At 62.4% G+C, this 18,960-nt stretch carries 18 protein-coding genes and 1 pseudogene; 16 read left to right on the forward strand and 3 right to left on the reverse strand.

Translation table 11 applies throughout. The features are described from left to right. Positions 1-11 precede the first annotated feature (11 nt). The 8 genes and pseudogenes from X742_RS0137655 (at position 12) to X742_RS148375 (ending at position 6,071) form a co-directional block, all read left to right on the forward strand. Positions 12-1,295 carry a pyruvate dehydrogenase complex dihydrolipoamide acetyltransferase gene (locus X742_RS0137655; protein WP_245275586.1) on the forward strand — a complete coding sequence of 428 codons (1,284 nt, stop codon included), beginning with the start codon at positions 12-14 and terminating at the stop codon, positions 1,293-1,295. Then, positions 1,265-1,609: pseudogene (locus tag X742_RS0137660) on the forward strand (2-oxo acid dehydrogenase subunit E2); the annotation flags it as partial. The gene X742_RS0137655 and the pseudogene X742_RS0137660, both read left to right, overlap by 31 nt. A 14-nt stretch (positions 1,610-1,623) precedes the next feature. Then, positions 1,624-2,037: a hypothetical protein gene (locus X742_RS148400; protein WP_023773669.1), complete on the forward strand. Its 414-nt coding sequence runs from the start codon at positions 1,624-1,626 to the stop codon at positions 2,035-2,037. 4 nt (positions 2,038-2,041) lie between these two features. After that, entirely contained in the window at positions 2,042-2,677 is a 636-nt protein-coding gene (locus tag X742_RS148395) for an SGNH/GDSL hydrolase family protein (RefSeq protein WP_023773670.1), read from the forward strand. 16 nt (positions 2,678-2,693) lie between these two features. After that, positions 2,694-4,142: a dihydrolipoyl dehydrogenase gene (gene lpdA / locus X742_RS148390; RefSeq protein WP_023773671.1), complete on the forward strand. Its 1,449-nt coding sequence runs from the start codon at positions 2,694-2,696 to the stop codon at positions 4,140-4,142. A gap of 99 nt (positions 4,143-4,241) precedes the next feature. Further along, positions 4,242-4,499, forward strand: a complete 258-nt coding sequence (locus tag X742_RS148385) for a GlsB/YeaQ/YmgE family stress response membrane protein (protein ID WP_023773672.1) — start codon at positions 4,242-4,244, stop codon at positions 4,497-4,499. A gap of 137 nt (positions 4,500-4,636) precedes the next feature. Beyond that, positions 4,637-5,602 carry a lipoyl synthase gene (gene lipA, locus X742_RS148380; RefSeq protein WP_023773673.1) on the forward strand — a complete coding sequence of 322 codons (966 nt, stop codon included), beginning with the start codon at positions 4,637-4,639 and terminating at the stop codon, positions 5,600-5,602. Between the two features lie 10 nt (positions 5,603-5,612). Continuing rightward, positions 5,613-6,071: a type II toxin-antitoxin system RatA family toxin gene (locus tag X742_RS148375; RefSeq protein WP_023773674.1), complete on the forward strand. Its 459-nt coding sequence runs from the start codon at positions 5,613-5,615 to the stop codon at positions 6,069-6,071. Here X742_RS148375 and X742_RS148370 read toward each other — a convergent pair. Further along, positions 6,047-6,556, reverse strand: coding sequence for a CinA family protein (locus X742_RS148370; protein ID WP_023773675.1), 510 nt, complete (start codon positions 6,554-6,556; stop codon positions 6,047-6,049). The two genes, X742_RS148375 and X742_RS148370, sit on opposite strands and share 25 nt — an antisense overlap. Continuing rightward, the gene (locus X742_RS148365) at positions 6,553-7,782 is read right to left on the reverse strand and encodes a bifunctional 2-C-methyl-D-erythritol 4-phosphate cytidylyltransferase/2-C-methyl-D-erythritol 2,4-cyclodiphosphate synthase (RefSeq protein WP_023773676.1); all 1,230 of its coding nucleotides are present in this window, start codon (positions 7,780-7,782) and stop codon (positions 6,553-6,555) included. Before X742_RS148365 ends, X742_RS148370 begins: the two co-directional genes overlap by 4 nt. 140 nt (positions 7,783-7,922) lie before the next feature. Here X742_RS148365 and dusB point away from each other — a divergent pair, with 140 nt between their 5' ends. From dusB to hflX, 8 genes are all read left to right on the forward strand, one after another. Beyond that, positions 7,923-8,951, forward strand: a complete 1,029-nt coding sequence (dusB, locus tag X742_RS148360) for a tRNA dihydrouridine synthase DusB (RefSeq protein WP_023773677.1) — start codon at positions 7,923-7,925, stop codon at positions 8,949-8,951. Beyond that, positions 8,948-10,090 (forward strand): nitrogen regulation protein NR(II), encoded by a 1,143-nt coding sequence (locus tag X742_RS148355; RefSeq protein WP_023773678.1) that lies wholly within the window; start codon positions 8,948-8,950, stop codon positions 10,088-10,090. The genes dusB and X742_RS148355 overlap by 4 nt, the downstream gene beginning before the upstream one ends. Then, positions 10,087-11,547: a nitrogen regulation protein NR(I) gene (ntrC, locus tag X742_RS148350; protein ID WP_023773679.1), complete on the forward strand. Its 1,461-nt coding sequence runs from the start codon at positions 10,087-10,089 to the stop codon at positions 11,545-11,547. Before X742_RS148355 ends, ntrC begins: the two co-directional genes overlap by 4 nt. A gap of 129 nt (positions 11,548-11,676) precedes the next feature. Then, positions 11,677-13,962, forward strand: coding sequence for a PAS domain-containing sensor histidine kinase (locus tag X742_RS148345; protein WP_023773680.1), 2,286 nt, complete (start codon positions 11,677-11,679; stop codon positions 13,960-13,962). Beyond that, complete coding sequence (locus tag X742_RS148340; protein ID WP_015317919.1) at positions 13,952-15,313, forward strand: sigma-54 dependent transcriptional regulator; 1,362 nt, start codon at positions 13,952-13,954, stop codon at positions 15,311-15,313. Before X742_RS148345 ends, X742_RS148340 begins: the two co-directional genes overlap by 11 nt. An 87-nt stretch (positions 15,314-15,400) precedes the next feature. Continuing rightward, positions 15,401-16,264 carry a D-amino-acid transaminase gene (locus X742_RS148335; RefSeq protein ID WP_023773681.1) on the forward strand — a complete coding sequence of 288 codons (864 nt, stop codon included), beginning with the start codon at positions 15,401-15,403 and terminating at the stop codon, positions 16,262-16,264. A gap of 144 nt (positions 16,265-16,408) precedes the next feature. Next, the gene (gene hfq, locus X742_RS148330; RefSeq protein WP_006202172.1) at positions 16,409-16,654 is read left to right on the forward strand and encodes an RNA chaperone Hfq; all 246 of its coding nucleotides are present in this window, start codon (positions 16,409-16,411) and stop codon (positions 16,652-16,654) included. Then, positions 16,655-18,046: a GTPase HflX gene (hflX, locus tag X742_RS148325; protein WP_023773682.1), complete on the forward strand. Its 1,392-nt coding sequence runs from the start codon at positions 16,655-16,657 to the stop codon at positions 18,044-18,046. 62 nt (positions 18,047-18,108) lie between these two features. Here the strand turns inward: hflX and mazG are convergent, their stop codons facing one another. Further along, the gene (mazG, locus tag X742_RS148320; protein WP_023773683.1) at positions 18,109-18,933 is read right to left on the reverse strand and encodes a nucleoside triphosphate pyrophosphohydrolase; all 825 of its coding nucleotides are present in this window, start codon (positions 18,931-18,933) and stop codon (positions 18,109-18,111) included. Positions 18,934-18,960 lie beyond the last annotated feature (27 nt).

Genomic DNA, 18,960 nt, shown 5'->3' on the forward strand with positions numbered 1-18,960 from the left:
GGGAGGACAATATGCCAATCAACATCACCATGCCGGCACTCTCGCCCACGATGGAGGAGGGCAATCTGTCCAAGTGGCTGGTCAAGGAAGGCGACAAGGTTTCGCCCGGCGACGTGATCGCCGAGATCGAAACCGACAAGGCGACGATGGAGGTCGAGGCCGTCGATGAGGGCACGGTTGCCAAGCTCGTCGTGCCGGCGGGCACCGAAGGGGTCAAGGTCAACGCGCTGATCGCGGTACTTGCGGCGGAAGGCGAAGATGCCGGCGCGGCGGCGAAAAGCGGCGGCGCCACACCGGCGAAAACCGAAGCTCCGAAAACCGATGCGCCTAAAGCCGAAGCGCCGAAGGCTGAAGCGCCGAAGGCCGAGGCCGCGGTCCCCATGGCGCAGGCGGCTCCGGCCGCCAATGGCAACGCGGCTGGCGAACGCACCTTTGCATCGCCGCTTGCCCGCCGTATCGCCAAGGATGCGGGTGTCGACGTCTCCGCGGTCACAGGCACCGGCCCGCACGGCCGTGTGGTCAAGGCTGACGTCGATGCCGCGATTGCCGGTGGTGGCGCCAAGGCGGCACCGGCTGCCAAGGCTCCGGCCGGCGCGCCTGCCTCCGCCCCGCCGGTGAAGGCGATGTCGGACGAGCAGGTGCTGAAACTGTTCGAGCAAGGCTCCTACGAACTCGTCCCTCACGACAACATGCGCAAGACCATCGCGCGGCGCCTGGTCGAAGCAAAAACCACCATCCCGCATTTCTATCTGACGCTCGACTGCGAACTCGACGCGCTGCTGGCTTTACGCACTCAGCTCAATGCCGCAGCGCCGGTGAAAAAGACCGAAAAGGGTGAGGCGCCCGCCTACAAGCTGTCGGTCAATGACATGGTGATCAAGGCGATGGCGATCGCGCTGAAGGCGGTGCCGGATGCCAATGCCTCATGGACCGAGAGCGCCATGGTCAAACACAAGCATGCCGATGTCGGGGTGGCCGTGTCGATCCCCGGTGGCTTGATCACGCCGATCATCCGGCATGCGGACGACAAGACGCTGTCGGTCATCTCCAACGAGATGAAGGACCTGGCCAGCCGCGCCCGCAGCCGCAAGCTGAAGCCGGAAGAGTATCAAGGCGGCACGACCGCCGTCTCCAATCTCGGCATGTTCGGCATCAAGGACTTTGCCGCCGTCATCAACCCGCCGCATGCGACGATCCTGGCGGTCGGCGCGGGCGAGGAGCGGGCGGTGGTCAAGAACGGCGAGATCAAGATCGCGACCGTNACAAGACGCTGTCGGTCATCTCCAACGAGATGAAGGACCTGGCCAGCCGCGCCCGCAGCCGCAAGCTGAAGCCGGAGGAATATCAGGGCGGCACGACCGCCGTCTCCAATCTCGGCATGTTCGGCATCAAGGACTTTGCCGCCGTCATCAACCCGCCGCATGCGACGATCCTGGCGGTCGGCGCGGGCGAGCAGCGGGCGGTGGTCAGGAATGGCGAGATCAAGATTGCCACAGTGATGTCGGTGACGCTGTCGACCGACCATCGTGCGGTTGATGGCGCGCTGGGGGCCGAATTGCTGGTCGCGTTCAAGAAGCTGATCGAGAATCCGATGGGCATGCTGGTCTAGGAAAGGAAAAGGCTGTGCGGATATTCTTCACCAGCCTTTTCGCCTTTTTGATTTCCGGCTTGGCCGGCGGCCTTATCGCGCAATGGTTGGCTGTCGCCACCGGCGCCGAGGAAGAATACATCATCGTCTTCATGTTCTCGGTGCTGGTGACTTTTGTCGTCACCTTCATCTTCTTCGTCGCGCAATTGACGAACGATCCGGTCGAGGCTGTTGCCAGGGCGGGCAAGTGGACGCTGATTGCCTTTGTGGCGCTTCTCATCCTGCTGGTCGCGCTGATCCTCTATAGCGACAGCAGCGCCGCGGTGGTCAGGAAAGACATGCCGATGGTTGCCGGTCTCGGCCTGCCGGGCCTGGTGACGATCGTCATCCATTGGTTGTTCGTACGCTGGCGCGTGAAGCGCGGCGTGGCCGACACAAAGGCAGGTTGAACGGATGAAGACGGTGCTTTGTTACGGCGACTCGCTGACCTGGGGCTACAACGCCGAAGGTGGGCGTCATGCGCTCGGGGATCGCTGGCCAAGCGTGCTGCAAGCAGGGCTCGGCGAAGGCGTTCAAGTCGTCGCCGAGGGGCTCAATGGCCGCACCACCGCTTTCGACGATCATCTCGCCGGAGCCGACCGCAACGGCGCGCGGCTGCTGCCGACGGTGTTGACGACGCATGCGCCCATCGACCTGATCGTCATCATGCTCGGCGCCAATGACATGAAGCCATGGATCCATGGCAATCCGGTTGCCGCCAAGCAAGGCATCCAGCGGCTGATCGATATCGTGCGTGGCCACGACTATCCGTTCGACTGGCCGGCACCGCAGATCCTGATCGTTTCGCCGCCTCTTGTCAGCCGCACCGAAAATGCCGACTTCAGGGAGATGTTCGCCGGCGGCGATGAGGCCTCGAAGCAGCTTGCGCCGCAATACGCCGCGCTCGCCGACGAGGTCGGCTGCGGCTTCTTCGACGCTGGCACGGCGGCGCAAACAACACCTCTCGATGGCGTCCACCTCGATGCCGAGAATACGCGAAACATTGGCGAGGCGCTGACGCCGGTCGTGCGCGTCATGCTGGAACTCTGATTGAAGGAGAAAACCCGTGGCTGAGAACTATGACGTCATCATCATCGGCTCCGGCCCGGGCGGCTATGTCACCGCGGTGCGTTCCGCCCAGCTCGGCTTTAAGACGGCGATCGTCGAGCGCGAGCATCTGGGCGGCATCTGTCTGAACTGGGGCTGTATTCCGACCAAGGCGCTGCTGCGGTCGGCCGAGATCATGCATTATTCCGATCATCTGAAGGATTACGGCCTGAAGCTCGATGGCGGCAAGATCAGTGCTGATACCGCCGCCGTCGTCGATCGGTCGCGAAAAGTGTCGCTCAGGCTCAATGGCGGCGTCGCCTTCCTGATGAAGAAGAACAAGGTCGACGTCATCTGGGGCGAGGCCAAACTATCCAAACCCGGTGAGATCGTGGTTTCCAAGACGGCCAAGAAGCCGATGGAGCCGCAGCCGCCGGTGCCGAAAGGCGTCAAGGGCGAGGGCACCTACACCGCCAAGCACATCATCCTGGCGACCGGCGCCCGGCCACGCGCTCTGCCCGGCATCGAGCCGGACGGCAAGCTGATCTGGACTTATTTCGAAGCCATGGTGCCGAAGGAGATGCCGAAGTCGCTGCTGGTGATGGGCTCAGGCGCCATCGGCATCGAATTCGCCTCCTTCTATCGCACAATGGGCGCCGACGTCACGGTAGTCGAGCTGCTGCCGGCGGTGATGCCGGTCGAGGACCCCGAAGTCTCGAAATTCGCGCAAAAGCAGTTCGAGAAGCAAGGCATGAAGATCATCCTCGAGGCCAAGGTGACCAAGGTCGAGAAGGGGGCGAACTCGGTTACCGCGCATGTCGAGATGAAGGACGGCAAGGTCGAGAAGATCACCGCCGACCGCATGATCTCGGCCGTCGGCGTTCAGGGCAATATCGAGAACCTCGGCCTTGAAGCACTCGGTGTTAAGACCGAGCGCGGTTGCGTGGTCATCGACGGTTACGGCAAGACCAATGTGCCTGGCATCTACGCCATCGGCGATGTCGCCGGTCCGCCCATGCTTGCTCACAAGGCCGAGCACGAGGGCGTCGTGTGCGTCGAGAAGATCGCGAACTTCCCCGGTGTTCACGCCACGGACAAGCTCAAGATCCCTGGTTGCACCTACTGCAATCCGCAGGTCGCCTCGGTTGGACTGACGGAAGCAAGAGCCAAGGCCGAGGGCAAGGATATCCGCGTCGGCCGCTTCCAGTTCGCGGCCAACGGCAAGGCCATCGCGCTTGGGGAAGACCAAGGCTTCATCAAGACCATCTTCGACAAGAAGTCCGGTCAGTTGCTCGGCGCGCACATGGTCGGCGCCGAAGTCACGGAACTGATCCAGGGTTTTGTCGTGGCGATGAACCTCGAAACGACCGAGGAAGAGCTGATGCACACCATCTTCCCGCATCCGACGCTATCCGAGATGATGAAGGAAAGCGTGCTCGACGCCTATGGCCGCGCCTTGAACGCATGATAGATTCCCTGCGGGAGACTCAGCTGTCAAAGCCGTGGGATCTGGACGGCGAAGCAGTTCGTTTCCGAATGCATTTTTACTGGCGCAAGGAGAAGGCATATGCACTTGAACGGCGTGGGCTGGATCGCAGCAATCATCATCGGCGGCCTGGCAGGCTGGTTGGCCGAAATGGTCATGAAGAGCAACACCGGCATATTAATGAACATTATCATGGGCATCGTCGGCGCGGTGGTGCTGAACGCAGTCCTGCAGGCGCTCAACATCGGCGTGTTCGGCGTCGGCTGGACCGCCTATCTGATCACCGGCTTCATCGGTGCCTGCCTGCTGATCTGGGTCGGTCGCCTGGTGCGCCGTTAGTCGATATCGTTTTCGGCTATGCGAAAACGGTTGTAGCGGCATGCGCCGCTGCAGCCTTTTTCTTTGTCCTGAAAAGTCTTAGATGACGTTAAAGTGACGATCGCCGAAGGGCGGTCGCAAGAAAGGCCAGGGTTCAGATGGTCACTGTCCTCGACACGATCGCCAACGCGCCGCGGCCGCGGCATCCCGAGAAGGCCCACAAGCCCGACCAGGAGGTATTGCGCAAGCCGGACTGGATCCGCGTCAAGGCGCCGGTGTCGAAGGGATATGCCGAGACACGTGAGATCGTGAAATCGCACAAGCTGGTGACCGTATGCGAAGAGGCCGGTTGTCCGAACATCGGTGAATGCTGGGAAAAGAAGCACGCCACCTTCATGATCATGGGCGAGATCTGTACGCGCGCCTGCGCCTTCTGCAATGTCGCCACCGGCATCCCAACCGCGCTCGACTCCGACGAGCCCACGCGTGTCGCCCATGCCGTCAAGCAAATGGGCCTCAGCCACGTCGTCATCACCTCCGTTGACCGCGACGATCTCGACGATGGCGGTGCGCAGCACTTCGCCGATGTCATCCGAGCGATCCGGGCGGCAACGCCTCTGACGACCATCGAAATCTTGACGCCCGATTTCCTGCGCAAGGAAGGCGCGCTGGAGATCGTCGTGGCGGCCAGGCCCGACGTCTTCAACCACAATCTCGAAACCGTGCCGTCGAATTATCTGAAGGTTCGGCCAGGCGCCCGCTATTTCCACTCGATCCGGCTGCTGCAGCGGGTCAAGGAACTCGATCCGTCCATTTTCACCAAGTCCGGCATCATGGTCGGCCTTGGCGAGGAGCGGAACGAAATCCTGCAATTGATGGACGATCTGCGTTCGGCCAATGTCGACTTCATGACCATCGGCCAATATCTGCAGCCGTCGAAGAAGCACCACCCGGTGATCCGCTTCGTCACGCCGGAGGAATTCAAGTCCTTCGAGACGATCGGCAAAACCAAGGGTTTCCTGCTGGTGGCATCGAGCCCGCTGACACGCTCTTCGCACCATGCCGGCGACGATTTCGCCCGGCTGCGCGCCGCGCGCGAAGCGCAGCTCCAGAAATTGGTCTAACGCCGGTTTCATGCCGAAATTCGAAGCCACCCGCCGCGTCGCCCACACGCCTGAGCAGATGTTCGCGCTGGTCGCCGACATCGAAACTTACCCGCAATTCCTGCCGCTTTGCGAAGCGTTGACGGTCCGCTCGCGCAAGGAGCGTGACGGCCGCACCATCCTCGTGGCCGACATGAGCATCGGCTATAAGGCGATCCGGGAGACTTTCACGACGCAGGTGCTGCTCAAGCCCGACGAACATGCCATCGACGTGAAGTATATCGACGGCCCGTTCAAATATCTGAGCAATGTCTGGCGGTTCGAGCCGGATGGCGCCGGCTGTGCCGTGCGCTTCTTCATCGACTATGAATTCAAGAGCCGCATCCTGGGTGCGCTGATGGGCACGATGTTCGATCGTGCCTTCCGCATGTTCGCCGAGGCCTTTGAAAAGCGCGCCGACATCATCTACGGCAAGAAACCGGCGGCCTGACTCTCGCCAAGCGCCTGCAAGCCGAGCTCAAGTGCATGATGGACGGTTTCCCGGCGGATGAAGTCACGGCCGTCGTCGGCGAACAGCTTTCGTTCAGCCGTCACGGGTCGGCCGTTCACCGCAACACCAAACCAGACCAGCCCGACAGGCTTTTCCCTGGAACCGCCACCCGGACCGGCAATGCCGGTGACGGCCAGCGCCAACCCGGCACGCGAACGGGCGAGCGCTCCGGCGGCCATCTCGATGGCTGTCTCGCGGGAAACCGCACCATGCACGTCGAGCGTGGCGGCGCGAACGCCGAGCATGTCCATCTTGGCTTCATTGGAATAGGTGATGAAGCCGCGATCGACCACGGCGGAAGAACCGGCAATGTCGGTCAGCGCGGCGACGATCATCCCGCCGGTACAGCTTTCCGCGGTCGCTAGCATGATGCCGCGCTCCCGGCACGCCTCAAACAGGGCGACCGCCAGTTCGCTGTTGGTCATTCCGGAACCTCGCCTGGAAACACCACACTGGCGGTGGCGATAGCCGCGATACCTTCCTCGCGACCGACAAAGCCGAGCTTCTCGTTGGTTGTCGCCTTGACCGAGATGCGCTCGGCGGAAATGCCCAGCATCTGCGAAAGGACTGATGTCATCGCCTCGCGGTGCGGGCCGACGCGCGGCGCCTCGCAGATCAGCGTGATATCGGCATTGGCGATGCGTCCGCCGCGCTCGCGCACTAGTCTTGCGGCATGTTCGACGAATATCCGCGATGCAGCGCCTTTCCACTGCGGATCGGACGGAGGAAAGTGCGTGCCGATGTCGCCGGCCCCGCAGGTCGCCAGCAGCGCGTCGGTCAGGGCGTGCAGGCCGACATCCGCGTCGGAATGGCCCGACAGTTTCCTGTCATGCGGGATGGCGACGCCACAAAGCGTAACATGGTCGCCGGGCTCGAAGGCGTGGACATCGTAGCCATTGCCGGTGCGGATATCGGGAAAGTGTGTCCGCTCGCTGGAAAGTCGCTGGTGCGCCATGGCGATGTCCCGTGCCCATGTGAGTTTGACATTGTCGGGCGATCCGGGAACGAGCTTCACCGGCATTTGCATCCATTCGGCGATCGACGCGTCGTCGGTAAAGTCGGATTTGCCGCTGTTGTAGGCTTGCTCATGCATAGTCATGATCGCGAGGAAGGGAAAACCTTGCGGCGTTTGGGCCGTGTGCAGCCCGCTCCTTGGCACCGTTTCGCCGACCATACCGGTCTCCGATTCGCGTTTCAGCGTGTCGGCGACGGGCAGGGCGGGAAGCGCGCCTTCACGTTCGCCGATGGCCGCGATGGTGCGGTCGATCAGATCCATGTCGACAAAGGGGCGCGCGGCGTCGTGGATGAGAACCTTGTCCGGCGCGTAGCTTCTCAGCGCCTGCAGCCCGAGCCGAACCGAATCCTGCCTGGTCGCGCCTCCGGCAATTGCCGTTACCCGATCCGCATCGGTTCCGACCGCTTGCTGAAAAAGCTCGCGGTCCTCGGCATGGATAGCCACGACGATCCGGCCGATGAGCGGGTGCGCCAGAAAAATGTCTATGACACGAGCGATGACGGCGCGTCCGCCAATTCGTTGATATTGCTTCGGACCATCGGTTTGTCCGGCGCGCGCGCCGCGACCGGCCGCGACGATAACCACCGCGACTTTGCCACCCGGATCCGGAGCCTGATTTTCGGTTGCGCCAGTCATGCAGTCCGGTCCTAGTCGCGGCCAAGGCCGAAGGCCAGCATTTTCCCAATTGCGCCTCAATGTGGCGTCATTCCGCGTTGCACATTTCTTTCGATCTGGCTAGAGAATGTGCAACGAATGGACGTGCTTGGTTTTTGTGCATGGTTAACTTGATCGGATTGGCCCAGCCTCTCGACGTCGGCGGCGTCAGAATACGCAACCGCGTCTTCCTCGCGCCGATGTCGGGGATCACGGACGAGGCGTTCAGGCGGCGCGCCCATGGGCATGGCGCAGGCCTGGTTGTGTCCGAAATGGTGGCCAGCGGCGAACTCGCCAAGGGCAGGGCGGGTTGTGACCTGCGGATACGCCATTCCGGACTGCCGGTCCATATGGTTCAGCTTGCCGGGCGCGAGGCCATGCATATGGCCGAAGGCGCGCGGATCGCCGCGGGCGAGGGCGCCGACATCATCGACATCAACATGGGCTGCCCGGCCAAGAAGGTTACCGGTGGCTATGCCGGTTCGGCATTGATGCTGGACCTCGACCACGCGCTCTCGCTGATCGAGGCCGTGGTAGGAGCGGTCAAGGTGCCGGTGACCGTCAAGATGCGGCTGGGTTGGGACGAAGGCGCACTCAACGCTCCTGTCCTGGCGCGCCGGGCCGAGCAGGCAGGCGTCAGGATGGTCACGGTCCATGGCCGCACACGCTGCCAGTTCTACCTGGGCAAGGCGGACTGGCGCGCCATCGCTCGCGTCAAGGAGGCTGTTTCCATTCCGGTCGTCGCCAATGGCGATGTCTGCTCCCCAGGCGAGGCAGCCGCCGTTCTCGAACAGTCCGGCGCCGACGCGTTGATGGTCGGTCGCGCCCATTATGGCGCGCCGTGGGTCGCCGGCGGCATCGCTGCGGCTGCCGCCGGGACATTTTCGCCCGGCATTCCCGAGACCCCGCAAGCGATTGCCGACTATGTCGTCGCCCACTACGAGGACATGCTGGCGCTTTACGGCATCGAGAGCGGCCTGCGCCAGGCGCGCAAGCATCTGGGCTGGTATCTCGATCGACATGCCGGAGGTGTCGCTGGGGAGAGTAGGAAAGCGATATTGACCGCGTCCGAACCTGCCTGCGTCATTGCCTTGCTGCGTGACGTGTTTTCGCGCGATCCGCAAACCTTGAACCTGCGGAGCGCCGCATGACCGCAAACTCTGGCCAAGGCATTGAAATGGCGGGTGCTGCCCAGATCGTACTAAACACGATCCGCCGCCCGGTGATCATGATCAGCGAGGAAGGCTTCATCACCTTCGCCAATGCCGATGCCGAGGACTTCTTTCGCTCCAGCGCGACCATGCTGGCGCGCAACACCCTGTCCAAGCTCATACCCTTCGGCAGCCCCCTGCTGACACTGGTCGACCAGGTGCGTGAGCGCCGCGCGCCCGTCAACGAATATCGGGTCGACGTTTCGTCGCCGCGCCTCGGCATCGAAAAGGTCGTCGATCTCTATGTCGCGCCGGTGCCGGAGTTTCCGGGCTCCGTCGTGGTCATGTTCCAGGAGCGGTCGATGGCCGACAAGATCGACCGGCAGATGACGCATCGCGGCGCCGCGCGCTCGGTGACCGGTCTGGCGGCGATGCTGGCGCATGAGATCAAGAACCCGCTCTCCGGTATCAGGGGGGCGGCTCAGCTGCTAGAGCTGTCCGCTTCCGATGAGGATCGCGCGCTGACGCGGCTGATCACCGACGAGACGGACCGTATCGTGTCGCTGGTTGACCGCATGGAGGTGTTTTCCGACGAGCGGCCGATCGACCGCTATCCCGTCAACATCCATGTGGTGCTCGACCACGTTAAAGCGATCGCAAAGAACGGTTTCGCAAGGAAAATCAAGATATTGGAGGACTATGATCCGTCATTGCCTCCGGTATTTGCCAATCGCGACCAGCTGATCCAGGTGTTCCTCAACCTGATCAAGAACGCCGCCGAGGCGATCGGCAGCGACCCCCAGGGCGAGATCGTGCTGTCCACCGCCTTCCGGCCCGGTATCCGCGTTTCGGTTCCGGGCACGCAGGACCGCGTATCGCTGCCGCTGGAGTTCTGCGTGCGCGACAATGGTTCCGGCGTCTCGGAGGATATCCTGCCGATCCTGTTCGATCCCTTCATTACCACCAAGCCGAACGGCTCGGGGCTCGGGCTGGCGCTGGTCGCCAAGATCGTCGGTGAACATGGCGGCATCATCGAATGCGATTCGACGCCGCGCGCGACAACATTCCGGGTCCTCATGCCGGCCTGGAAGGAAACGGCGCTTGGCGCTGATCAAGACGGTGAAGGAGACCGCAAATGACCGTTCGCGGCAATATTCTGGTCGCCGACGACGATGCTGCGATCCGCACCGTTCTCAATCAGGCCCTGTCGCGTGTCGGTCACGAGGTGCGCGTCACCTCCAACGCGTCGACCCTGTGGCGCTGGGTCGCGGCCGGCGAGGGTGACCTCGTCATCACCGACGTCGTGATGCCGGACGAGAACGCTTTCGACATGCTGCCGCGCATCAAGAAAGCGCGGCCGGAACTGCCCGTCATCGTCATGAGCGCCCAGAATACCTTCATGACGGCGATCCGCGCCTCCGAAACTGGCGCCTATGAATATCTGCCGAAGCCTTTCGACCTGACCGAACTCCTTAACATCGTCAACCGCGCTTTGTCCGAGCCCCGGCGGCCGAAGATCGATGCCAGGCAAGAAGAGCCGCCCGAAACGATGCCGCTGGTCGGCCGTTCGGCGGCCATGCAGGACATCTACCGCATGCTGGCGCGGATGATGCAGACCGACCTGACGGTGATGATTTCGGGCGAATCCGGCACCGGCAAGGAACTGGTGGCACGAGCGCTGCATGAATATGGGCGCCGTCGTGGCGGTCCGTTCGTTGCCATCAACATGGCGGCTATCCCGCGCGATCTCATCGAATCGGAATTGTTCGGCCACGAGAAGGGGGCTTTCACCGGCGCGCAGAGCCGCTCGACCGGCCGCTTCGAGCAGGCGGAGGGCGGCACGCTGTTCCTCGACGAGATCGGCGACATGCCGATGGAGGCGCAGACGCGTTTGCTGCGCGTCCTGCAGCAGGGCGAGTACACGACTGTCGGCGGCCGCACGCCGATCAAGACCGATGTGCGCATTGTCGCCGCCACCAACAAGGACCTGCGTACGCTGATCAACCAGGGCCTCTTCCGCGAGGATCTTTTCTACCGTCTCAATGTCGTGCCGCTCAGGTTGCCGGCGCTACGCGAACGCTCGGAGGACGTGCCCGATCTGGTGCGCCATTTCTTCAAGCTCGGCGAAATGGAGGGGCTGCAGACCAAGCGCATCTCTTCCGGCGGCATCGAACTGATGAAGCGCTATCCCTGGCCAGGCAATGTGCGCGAGTTGGAAAACTTGGTCCGCAGGCTCGCCGCGCTTTATTCGCAGGACGAGATTTCCGCCGAGATCATCGAGACGGAGCTCAAGACAGGCGAACGCCACGTGGTACCAGGCGGCGGCAATCTCATTCCCGACGATCTTTCCATTGGGCAGGCGGTGGAGCACTTCCTGCAGCGCTATTTTGCCTCCTTTGCAGGCGAATTGCCGCCTGCCGGTCTGTACGAGCGCATCCTGTCCGAAGTCGAATATCCGTTGGTGCTGGCTTCAATGACGGCAACCCGCGGCAACCAGATCAAGGCCGCGGAGCTTTTGGGACTCAACCGCAACACCCTGCGCAAGAAGATTCGCGAATTGGGCGTCAACGTTTACAAGTCCTCCCGCCAGACCTGAGCCCGCGCTGCATACAGGATCTTTTCAGGGGACCGACCGGGGAAAGAGTCCTGTAGTTGTCACACTTGTTGCATAATCGCCACAATGCGTTGCATAGATCGGACGCAATCACTGGCTCTAGACGGCGACATGGCTCCGCAAACACCTGTACTCAACAAACCGCTCTTCAGCGAACCTGGCGCGCGTGACGGGCGCCGGCTGCTGGCACTGCCTGGCGTGGTGGCGGTCGTCGGTGCCTTGGTCATGGCGGCTATTTCGTTCGCCATCCTGGTCGGTGCGACACCGATTGCGCCTGACGCCAAAACGACCTGGGCGCTGATCGCTCTCAACGCCGCCTTCGTGCTCTTCCTCATCGCGCTGGTTGGACGCGAGGTACATCGCATCGTCATGGCGCGCCGGCATGGGAAGGCGGCTTCCCGGCTGCATGTGCGCATCGTTGCCATGTTCGCCCTCGTTGCCGCCATTCCCGCCATCATGGTGGCGATCATCGCCTCGATCACGCTCGATATCGGCCTTGATCGCTGGTTCGAGATCCGCACCAAGACCATCGTCAACTCGTCACTGTCGATCGCCGACGCCTATGTGCAGGAGAACGCGCGCAACCTGCAGGGTACGACGCTGTCGATGGCCTACGATCTTGATGCCTCCCGCACGCTCTACGGCCTCGATCGCACCGGGTTTCTCGACCTCATGAACAAGGAAGCCGTGGGTCGCTCGCTGGCGCATGCCGCGCTGATCAAGCCCGATGGCTCCTTCGTCATGAGCGCCAAGACTGATGCCGATTTCGCCATGCCGGAACCGCCGGAAGGAGCGGTGGCCACCGCCACCGACGGCAAGCCGGTGCTGATCGAGCCGCGCACGCGCAACATCATGGGCGCCATCGTCAAGCTGCGCGAGATCGATGGCCTCTATCTCTACACCATCCGTCTGGTCGACCCCGAGGTGATCAAGGCGCGGCAGATCGTCAGGTCCAACACCGACGAGTATCGCAATCTCGAGGACAACAGGCGTACCTCGCAAGTGGCGTTTGCGCTGCCCTATCTGTCGCTGACCCTGATCATCATCCTGTCGGCAATCTGGACCGGCATAGCTGTTGCCGACCGGCTCGTGCGGCCGATCCGTCAGCTGATCGGCGCTGCCGACGAAGTCGCGACCGGCAATCTCGACGTCGCGGTGCCGGTGCGGCCATCCGATGGCGATGTCGCCTCGCTCGGCGACACGTTCAACAAGATGCTGCTGGAGCTCAAATCGCAACGCAACGAGATCCTGTCGGCGAAGGACCTGATCGATGAGAGGCGCCGTTTTTCCGAAGCCGTGCTTGCCGGCGTCACCGCCGGCGTCATCGGCGTCGACCCTTACGGCATCATCACCATCGTCAATCGTTCTGCCGAATCGATGCTGGCCGTTTCCGCCAGCGCGGCACTTGGGCAGAATCTGTCCGCGATCCTGCCGCATGTCGGCCGCGTCTTCGAGATCGGCCGTAAATCCGGCAAGCCGGTCCACCGCGAACAGGTGACGTTCTATCGCGCCGGCGCCGAGCGGACCTTCAATGTGCAGGTCACCATCGAGGCCGGCGCCGATGGCTCGGAGGAAAAATCCTATGTCGTGACCGTCGACGACATCACCGATCTGGTTCAGGCCCAGCGCTCATCCGCTTGGGCCGACGTGGCGCGGCGCATCGCCCACGAGATCAAGAATCCGCTGACGCCGATCCAGCTTTCCGCCGAACGCATAAAGCGCCGCTACGGCAAGGTCATCACCGAAGACCGCGAGGTTTTCGACCAGTGCACCGACACCATCATCCGCCAGGTGGAGGATATCGGCCGCATGGTCGACGAGTTCTCGGCTTTCGCGCGCATGCCAAAGCCCGAGATGAAGGCCATCGACCTGCGCGAATCACTGCGCGAGGCTTCCTTCCTGGTCGAAGTCAGCCGCGCCGACATCACCTTCGAGCGGATATTCGGGAACGAGCCGCTCAAGGGTACATTTGACAGCCGCCTGATGGCCCAGGCTTTCGGCAATGTGATCAAGAATGCCGCCGAGGCGATCGACGGGCTGGAACATAAGGACGGTTCGCACGGCATAATCCGGATTCAAGCCGGCCGTCAGAATGGCGCGATTCGCATCGACGTCATCGACAATGGCAAAGGCCTGCCGCGCGAGAATCGCCAACGGTTGCTGGAGCCCTATATGACAACACGTGAAAAGGGCACCGGGCTTGGTCTCGCTATCGTCAAGAAGATCGTGGAGGACCATGGCGGCAGGCTGGAACTCCATGACGCGCCTGCGGATTTCCACGGCGGGCGCGGCGCGATGATCAGCATCATCCTGCCGCCTGCGACCAGCGCGCTGCCGCGCGCCGAAAGCAAGGCGGACCACGAAAGAGAAACTGAAAAGGTCGACAATGGCGTCTGATATTCTCATCGTCGATGACGAGGAAGACATCCGCGAACTCGTCGCGGGCATCCTGAGTGACGAGGGTCACGAAACCCGTACGGCATTCGATGCCGACAGCGCACTGGCGGCTATCGCCGACCGAGCACCGAGGCTGATCTTCCTGGATATCTGGCTGCAGGGCTCGCGTCTGGACGGCTTGGCGTTGCTCGACGAGATCAAGACCATGCACCCGAACCTGCCCGTGGTGATGATTTCAGGCCACGGCAACATCGAAACGGCGGTTTCCGCCATCCGTCGCGGAGCCTATGATTTCATCGAAAAGCCGTTCAAGGCCGACAGGCTGATCCTCATTGCCGAACGCGCACTCGAGACCTCGAAACTGCGCCGCGAAGTTTCCGACCTCAAGCTGCGCAGCGGCGAGACTTTCGATTTGATCGGCATGTCCTCGGCGATGAGCCAGTTGCGCCAGACCATCGAGCGCGTTGCGCCGACCAACAGCCGGGTGATGATCGTTGGCCCTTCCGGATCGGGCAAGGAGCTGGCCGCCCGCGCCATCCATACGCTGTCGACGCGCAAGGGCGGGCCGTTCGTAACGCTGAGCGCCGCCAATATCACGCCTGAACGCATGGAGATCGAACTGTTCGGCACCGAATCGAACGGGGTCGAACGTAAGGTGGGGGCGCTGGAGGAGGCCCATCGCGGCATTCTCTACATCGACGAAGTGGCCGACATGCCGCGCGAGACGCAGAACAAGATTTTGCGCGTGCTGGTCGAACAGCAATTCGAGCGGGTGGGCGGTACTAAGCGGGTCAAGGTCGACGTCCGCATCATTTCCTCGACCTCGCAGAACCTCGAGGCGATGATCGCCGACGGGCGTTTCCGCGAGGATCTCTACCACCGGCTCGCCGTGGTTCCGGTCATGGTGCCGGGACTGGCCGAGCGGCGCGAGGACATCCCCTATCTCGTCGATAACTTCATGAAGCAGATCGCCCGCCAGGCTGGCATCAAGCCACGCCGTATCGGCGACGACGCCCTGGCCGTGCTGCAGGCGCACAACTGGCCGGGCAACGTGCGTCAGTTGCGCAACAACGTCGAGCGGCTGATGATCCTGGCGCGCGGCGAGGACGTGGACGCGCCGATCACCGCGGATCTGCTCCCGTCCGAAATCGGCGATGTCATGCCGCGCACGCCAAACCAGTCGGACCAGCACATAATGGCGCTGCCGCTGCGCGAGGCACGCGAACAGTTCGAAAAGGACTATCTGATCGCCCAGATCAACCGGTTCGGCGGCAACATTTCGAAGACGGCCGAGTTCATCGGCATGGAGCGTTCCGCCTTGCACCGCAAGCTGAAGTCGCTGGGCGTCTGACCGGATCCTCGGTGGCCCACGCGATTGTCGGTTACCTGCACCCGCGGAATCGCTTAAACAGGCCGAACCGAATCCCCCGAGGTGACCATGCCGCGCATTGCCTATGTGAACGGGCGCTACATCACTCACGCCGATGCCGCAGTGCATATCGAGGATCGCGGCTATCAGTTCGCCGACGGCGTCTACGAGGTCTGCGAGGTGGCGCGCGGCTTCATCGTCGACATGCCGCACCACCTTGCCCGGCTGAACCGCTCGCTGACCGAACTGTCGATCGCCTGGCCGGTGACACGCAATGTGTTGCCGCTGATCCTGCGCGAAGTGGTCAACCGCAATCATGTCGTCAACGGCCTTGTCTATGTTCAGGTGACGCGTGGTGTCGCCAGCCGGGAATTTGTCTTCCCATCGGCGGACACCAAGCCCGCGCTGGTGGTGACAGCCAGGAAGGCCGATCCTGCCGCGGGAGCCAAGCGAGCCGAGGCCGGTATCGCCGTCATCACCGTGCCGGAGAACCGGTGGGACCGTGTCGACATCAAGACCGTTGGGCTGCTGCCCAATGTATTGGCCAAGCAGAAGGCCAAGGAAGCGGGCGCGCAGGAGGCGTGGTTCGTGGATGCCGACGGCAACGTCAAGGAAGGCGGGTCGTCGAATGCCTGGATCGTTACCAGGGATGGCGTTCTGGTCACCCGGCCGGCCGAACATGGCATTCTGCGCGGCATCACGCGCACCACCATGTTCGAAGTCGCGGCAAGGCTCGGCCTGAAGATCGAGGAACGGGAATTTTCCGTCGCCGAGGCCAAAGCGGCCCGCGAAGCATTCATCAGTTCCGCGACGACTATTGCCATGCCGATCGTGGCCATTGACGGCGATCCCATAGCCAATGGCCACCCCGGCTCAATAACACTTTCGTTGCGGCATGCCTTTTTTGACATTGCGGAAAAAAGTCCAGCCTGATAACCGCACAGGTGGAATGAACATCAATATATCTCGTTCTGCTTGTCGTTACTGACGACAAGAGGGTGTTTGCGCGCTTGACATGTGCCCGCTAATTTGGCGCATTGGCTGCAAACCGAAGGGGATCGGCGAAAGACAAAAACAATGGCGGAACGATCGCAAAACCTTCAGGACCTGTTCCTGAATTCAGTTCGCAAGAGCAAGAACCCGCTCACCATCTTTCTCATCAACGGCGTGAAGCTGACCGGCGTGGTCACTTCTTTCGATAATTTCTGCGTCCTGCTGCGCCGCGACGGTCACTCCCAACTCGTCTACAAGCACGCCATTTCCACGATCATGCCGAGCCAACCGGTTCAGATGTTCGATGGCGAGGAAAGCCAGGGCGCCTGATTGGCACGTGAGAAGGACGCGGACGGCACGGTTCGCGGAAAACCAGCGCATCATCCCGGGACGGAAGCCAAGGGTCCGACCCGGGCCGTTGTCATTGTGCCTGTGCTTACCCGCCAACCCCGTAACGACGATGACACGAACCGTCCGCGGCTGACGCGCTCGGCCGAGGCGCGCCACGACGAAGCAGTCGGCCTTGCCCGCGCCATCGACCTTGATCTGATCCACACGGCGGTCGTGACCGTCAACGATCCGCGCCCGGCGACGTTGCTGGGCAGCGGCAAGGTCGAGGAGTTCGCCGGGATCGTCAAGGAAGGGCACGCGGAAGTGGTCATCGTCGACCATCCGCTGACGCCGGTGCAGCAGCGCAACCTCGAGAAGCAATTCAACGCCAAGGTGCTGGATCGCACCGGGCTGATCCTGGAGATCTTCGGCGAACGGGCGCGCACCAAGGAAGGCACGCTGCAGGTCGAGCTTGCCCATCTCAACTACCAGAAGGGCCGCCTGGTGCGCAGCTGGACCCACCTGGAACGTCAGCGTGGCGGTGCCGGCTTCCTCGGCGGCCCCGGTGAAACGCAGATCGAATCCGATCGTCGGCAGTTGCAGGAAAAGATCATAAAGCTGAAGCACGAGCTGGAAACCGTGCGCCGCACCCGCGACCTGCACCGCGCCAAGCGCAAGAAGGTGCCGTTTCCAGTGGTGGCGATCGTCGGCTACACCAACGCCGGCAAGTCGACGCTGTTCAACAAGCTGACCGGAGCAGGGGTGCTGGCGCAGGACATGCTGTTCGCCACGCTGGATCCGACACTGCGCCGCGTGCGGCTGCCGCATGGCACGCCGATCATTCTTTCCGATACGGTCGGCTTCATTTCGGACCTGCCGACGCATCTGATCGCGGCGTTCCGGGCGACCTTGGAAGAGGTGGTCGAGGCCGATCTCGTCATCCATCTGCGCGACATTTCCGATCCCGACACGGCCGCGCAAGCCGAGGATGTCGAGCGCATCCTCGCCGATCTCGGCGTCGACGCCAGCGACACCAGGCGCGTGATCGAAGTCTGGAACAAGATCGACCTGCTGGACGAAGGCAATAGGCAGCGGCTGCTCGCTGACAGCGCCGACGGTTCCAAAGAGCCGCCGATTGCCGTATCGGCGGTGTCAGGCGAAGGCATTGATGCGCTGAAAGCGGTTGTCGAAACGCGGATGGCCGGCGAACTGCAAGACCTGACGGTGACGATCGAGCCCGCACAATTCGGCTTGGTCGACTGGCTGTATCGCAACGGCGATGTCGTTTCGCGAACCGACAATGACGATGGCAGCGCCACTATTTCGCTGAAGGCGACGCAAAGCGCCCGCGAAGAGATTGAAAGCCGATTGCGTCGCAAAAACAACAGCTAACGCGCAGAAATTCGAGGAAAAGTTATCGCGGTTTTCCGTCCGGAATTGCCGGAGCTATAGGCTTACCTTGCAGTTTTTGCTTCCTGCCAGAGCGCTTCCATCTCCTCCAGGCTGGCTTCCTCCAGCGAGCCGCCTGATTTTTCCAGGGCCTGCTCGACATAGTGGAAGCGTGAGCGGAATTTCTCGTTGGTGCCGCTGAGCGCCGCCTCCGAATCGAGCTTCAGGTGACGGCCGAGATTGACGACGGCAAACAACATGTCGCCGAACTCGTCCTTGATCGAGGCCGTTTCGCCCTTGGCGAGAGCCTCGCGCAACTCCCCGATCTCTTCCTCGATCTTGTCCAGGATGGGAGCAGCCTCGCTCCAGTCGAAGCCGACCCGGGCGGCTTTTTCCTGAAGCTTCAGCGCTCGCGTCAAGGCGGGCAGGGCGACCGGAACACTGTCCAGGAACCCCTTGCCGTTGTCCTCCGGGTCGAGGCCGCGCGCGAGGCGGGCTTGTCGCTTCTCGACCTTCTCCTGCGCCTTGATCTTCTCCCACATGCCCTTGGCCATGCCGGCGCTGCGGGCCTTCTCGTCGCCAAAAACGTGCGGATGGCGGCGGATCATCTTGGTGGTGATGGCCTGGACAACGTCAGGGAAGGCGAATTCGCCGGCTTCCTGCGCTATCTGGGCATGGTAGACGACCTGCAGCAGGAGGTCACCGAGTTCGTCGCGCAAATCGTCGAGATCGCCGCGCGCGATGGCATCCGCCACCTCGTAGGCCTCCTCGATCGTATAGGGCGCAATTGTGGAGAAGTCCTGCTCGATGTCCCACCGGCACCCGGTCTTCGGCGCCCGCAACGCCGCCATGATCTCGATCAGGCGTGAAATGTCTTTCGATGGCGTCATGGAGCGGATGCTATCGCGCGAACCGCC

The organism is Mesorhizobium sp. LNHC229A00 (assembly GCF_000502415.1).
Taxonomy (GTDB): Bacteria; Pseudomonadota; Alphaproteobacteria; order Rhizobiales; family Rhizobiaceae; genus Mesorhizobium.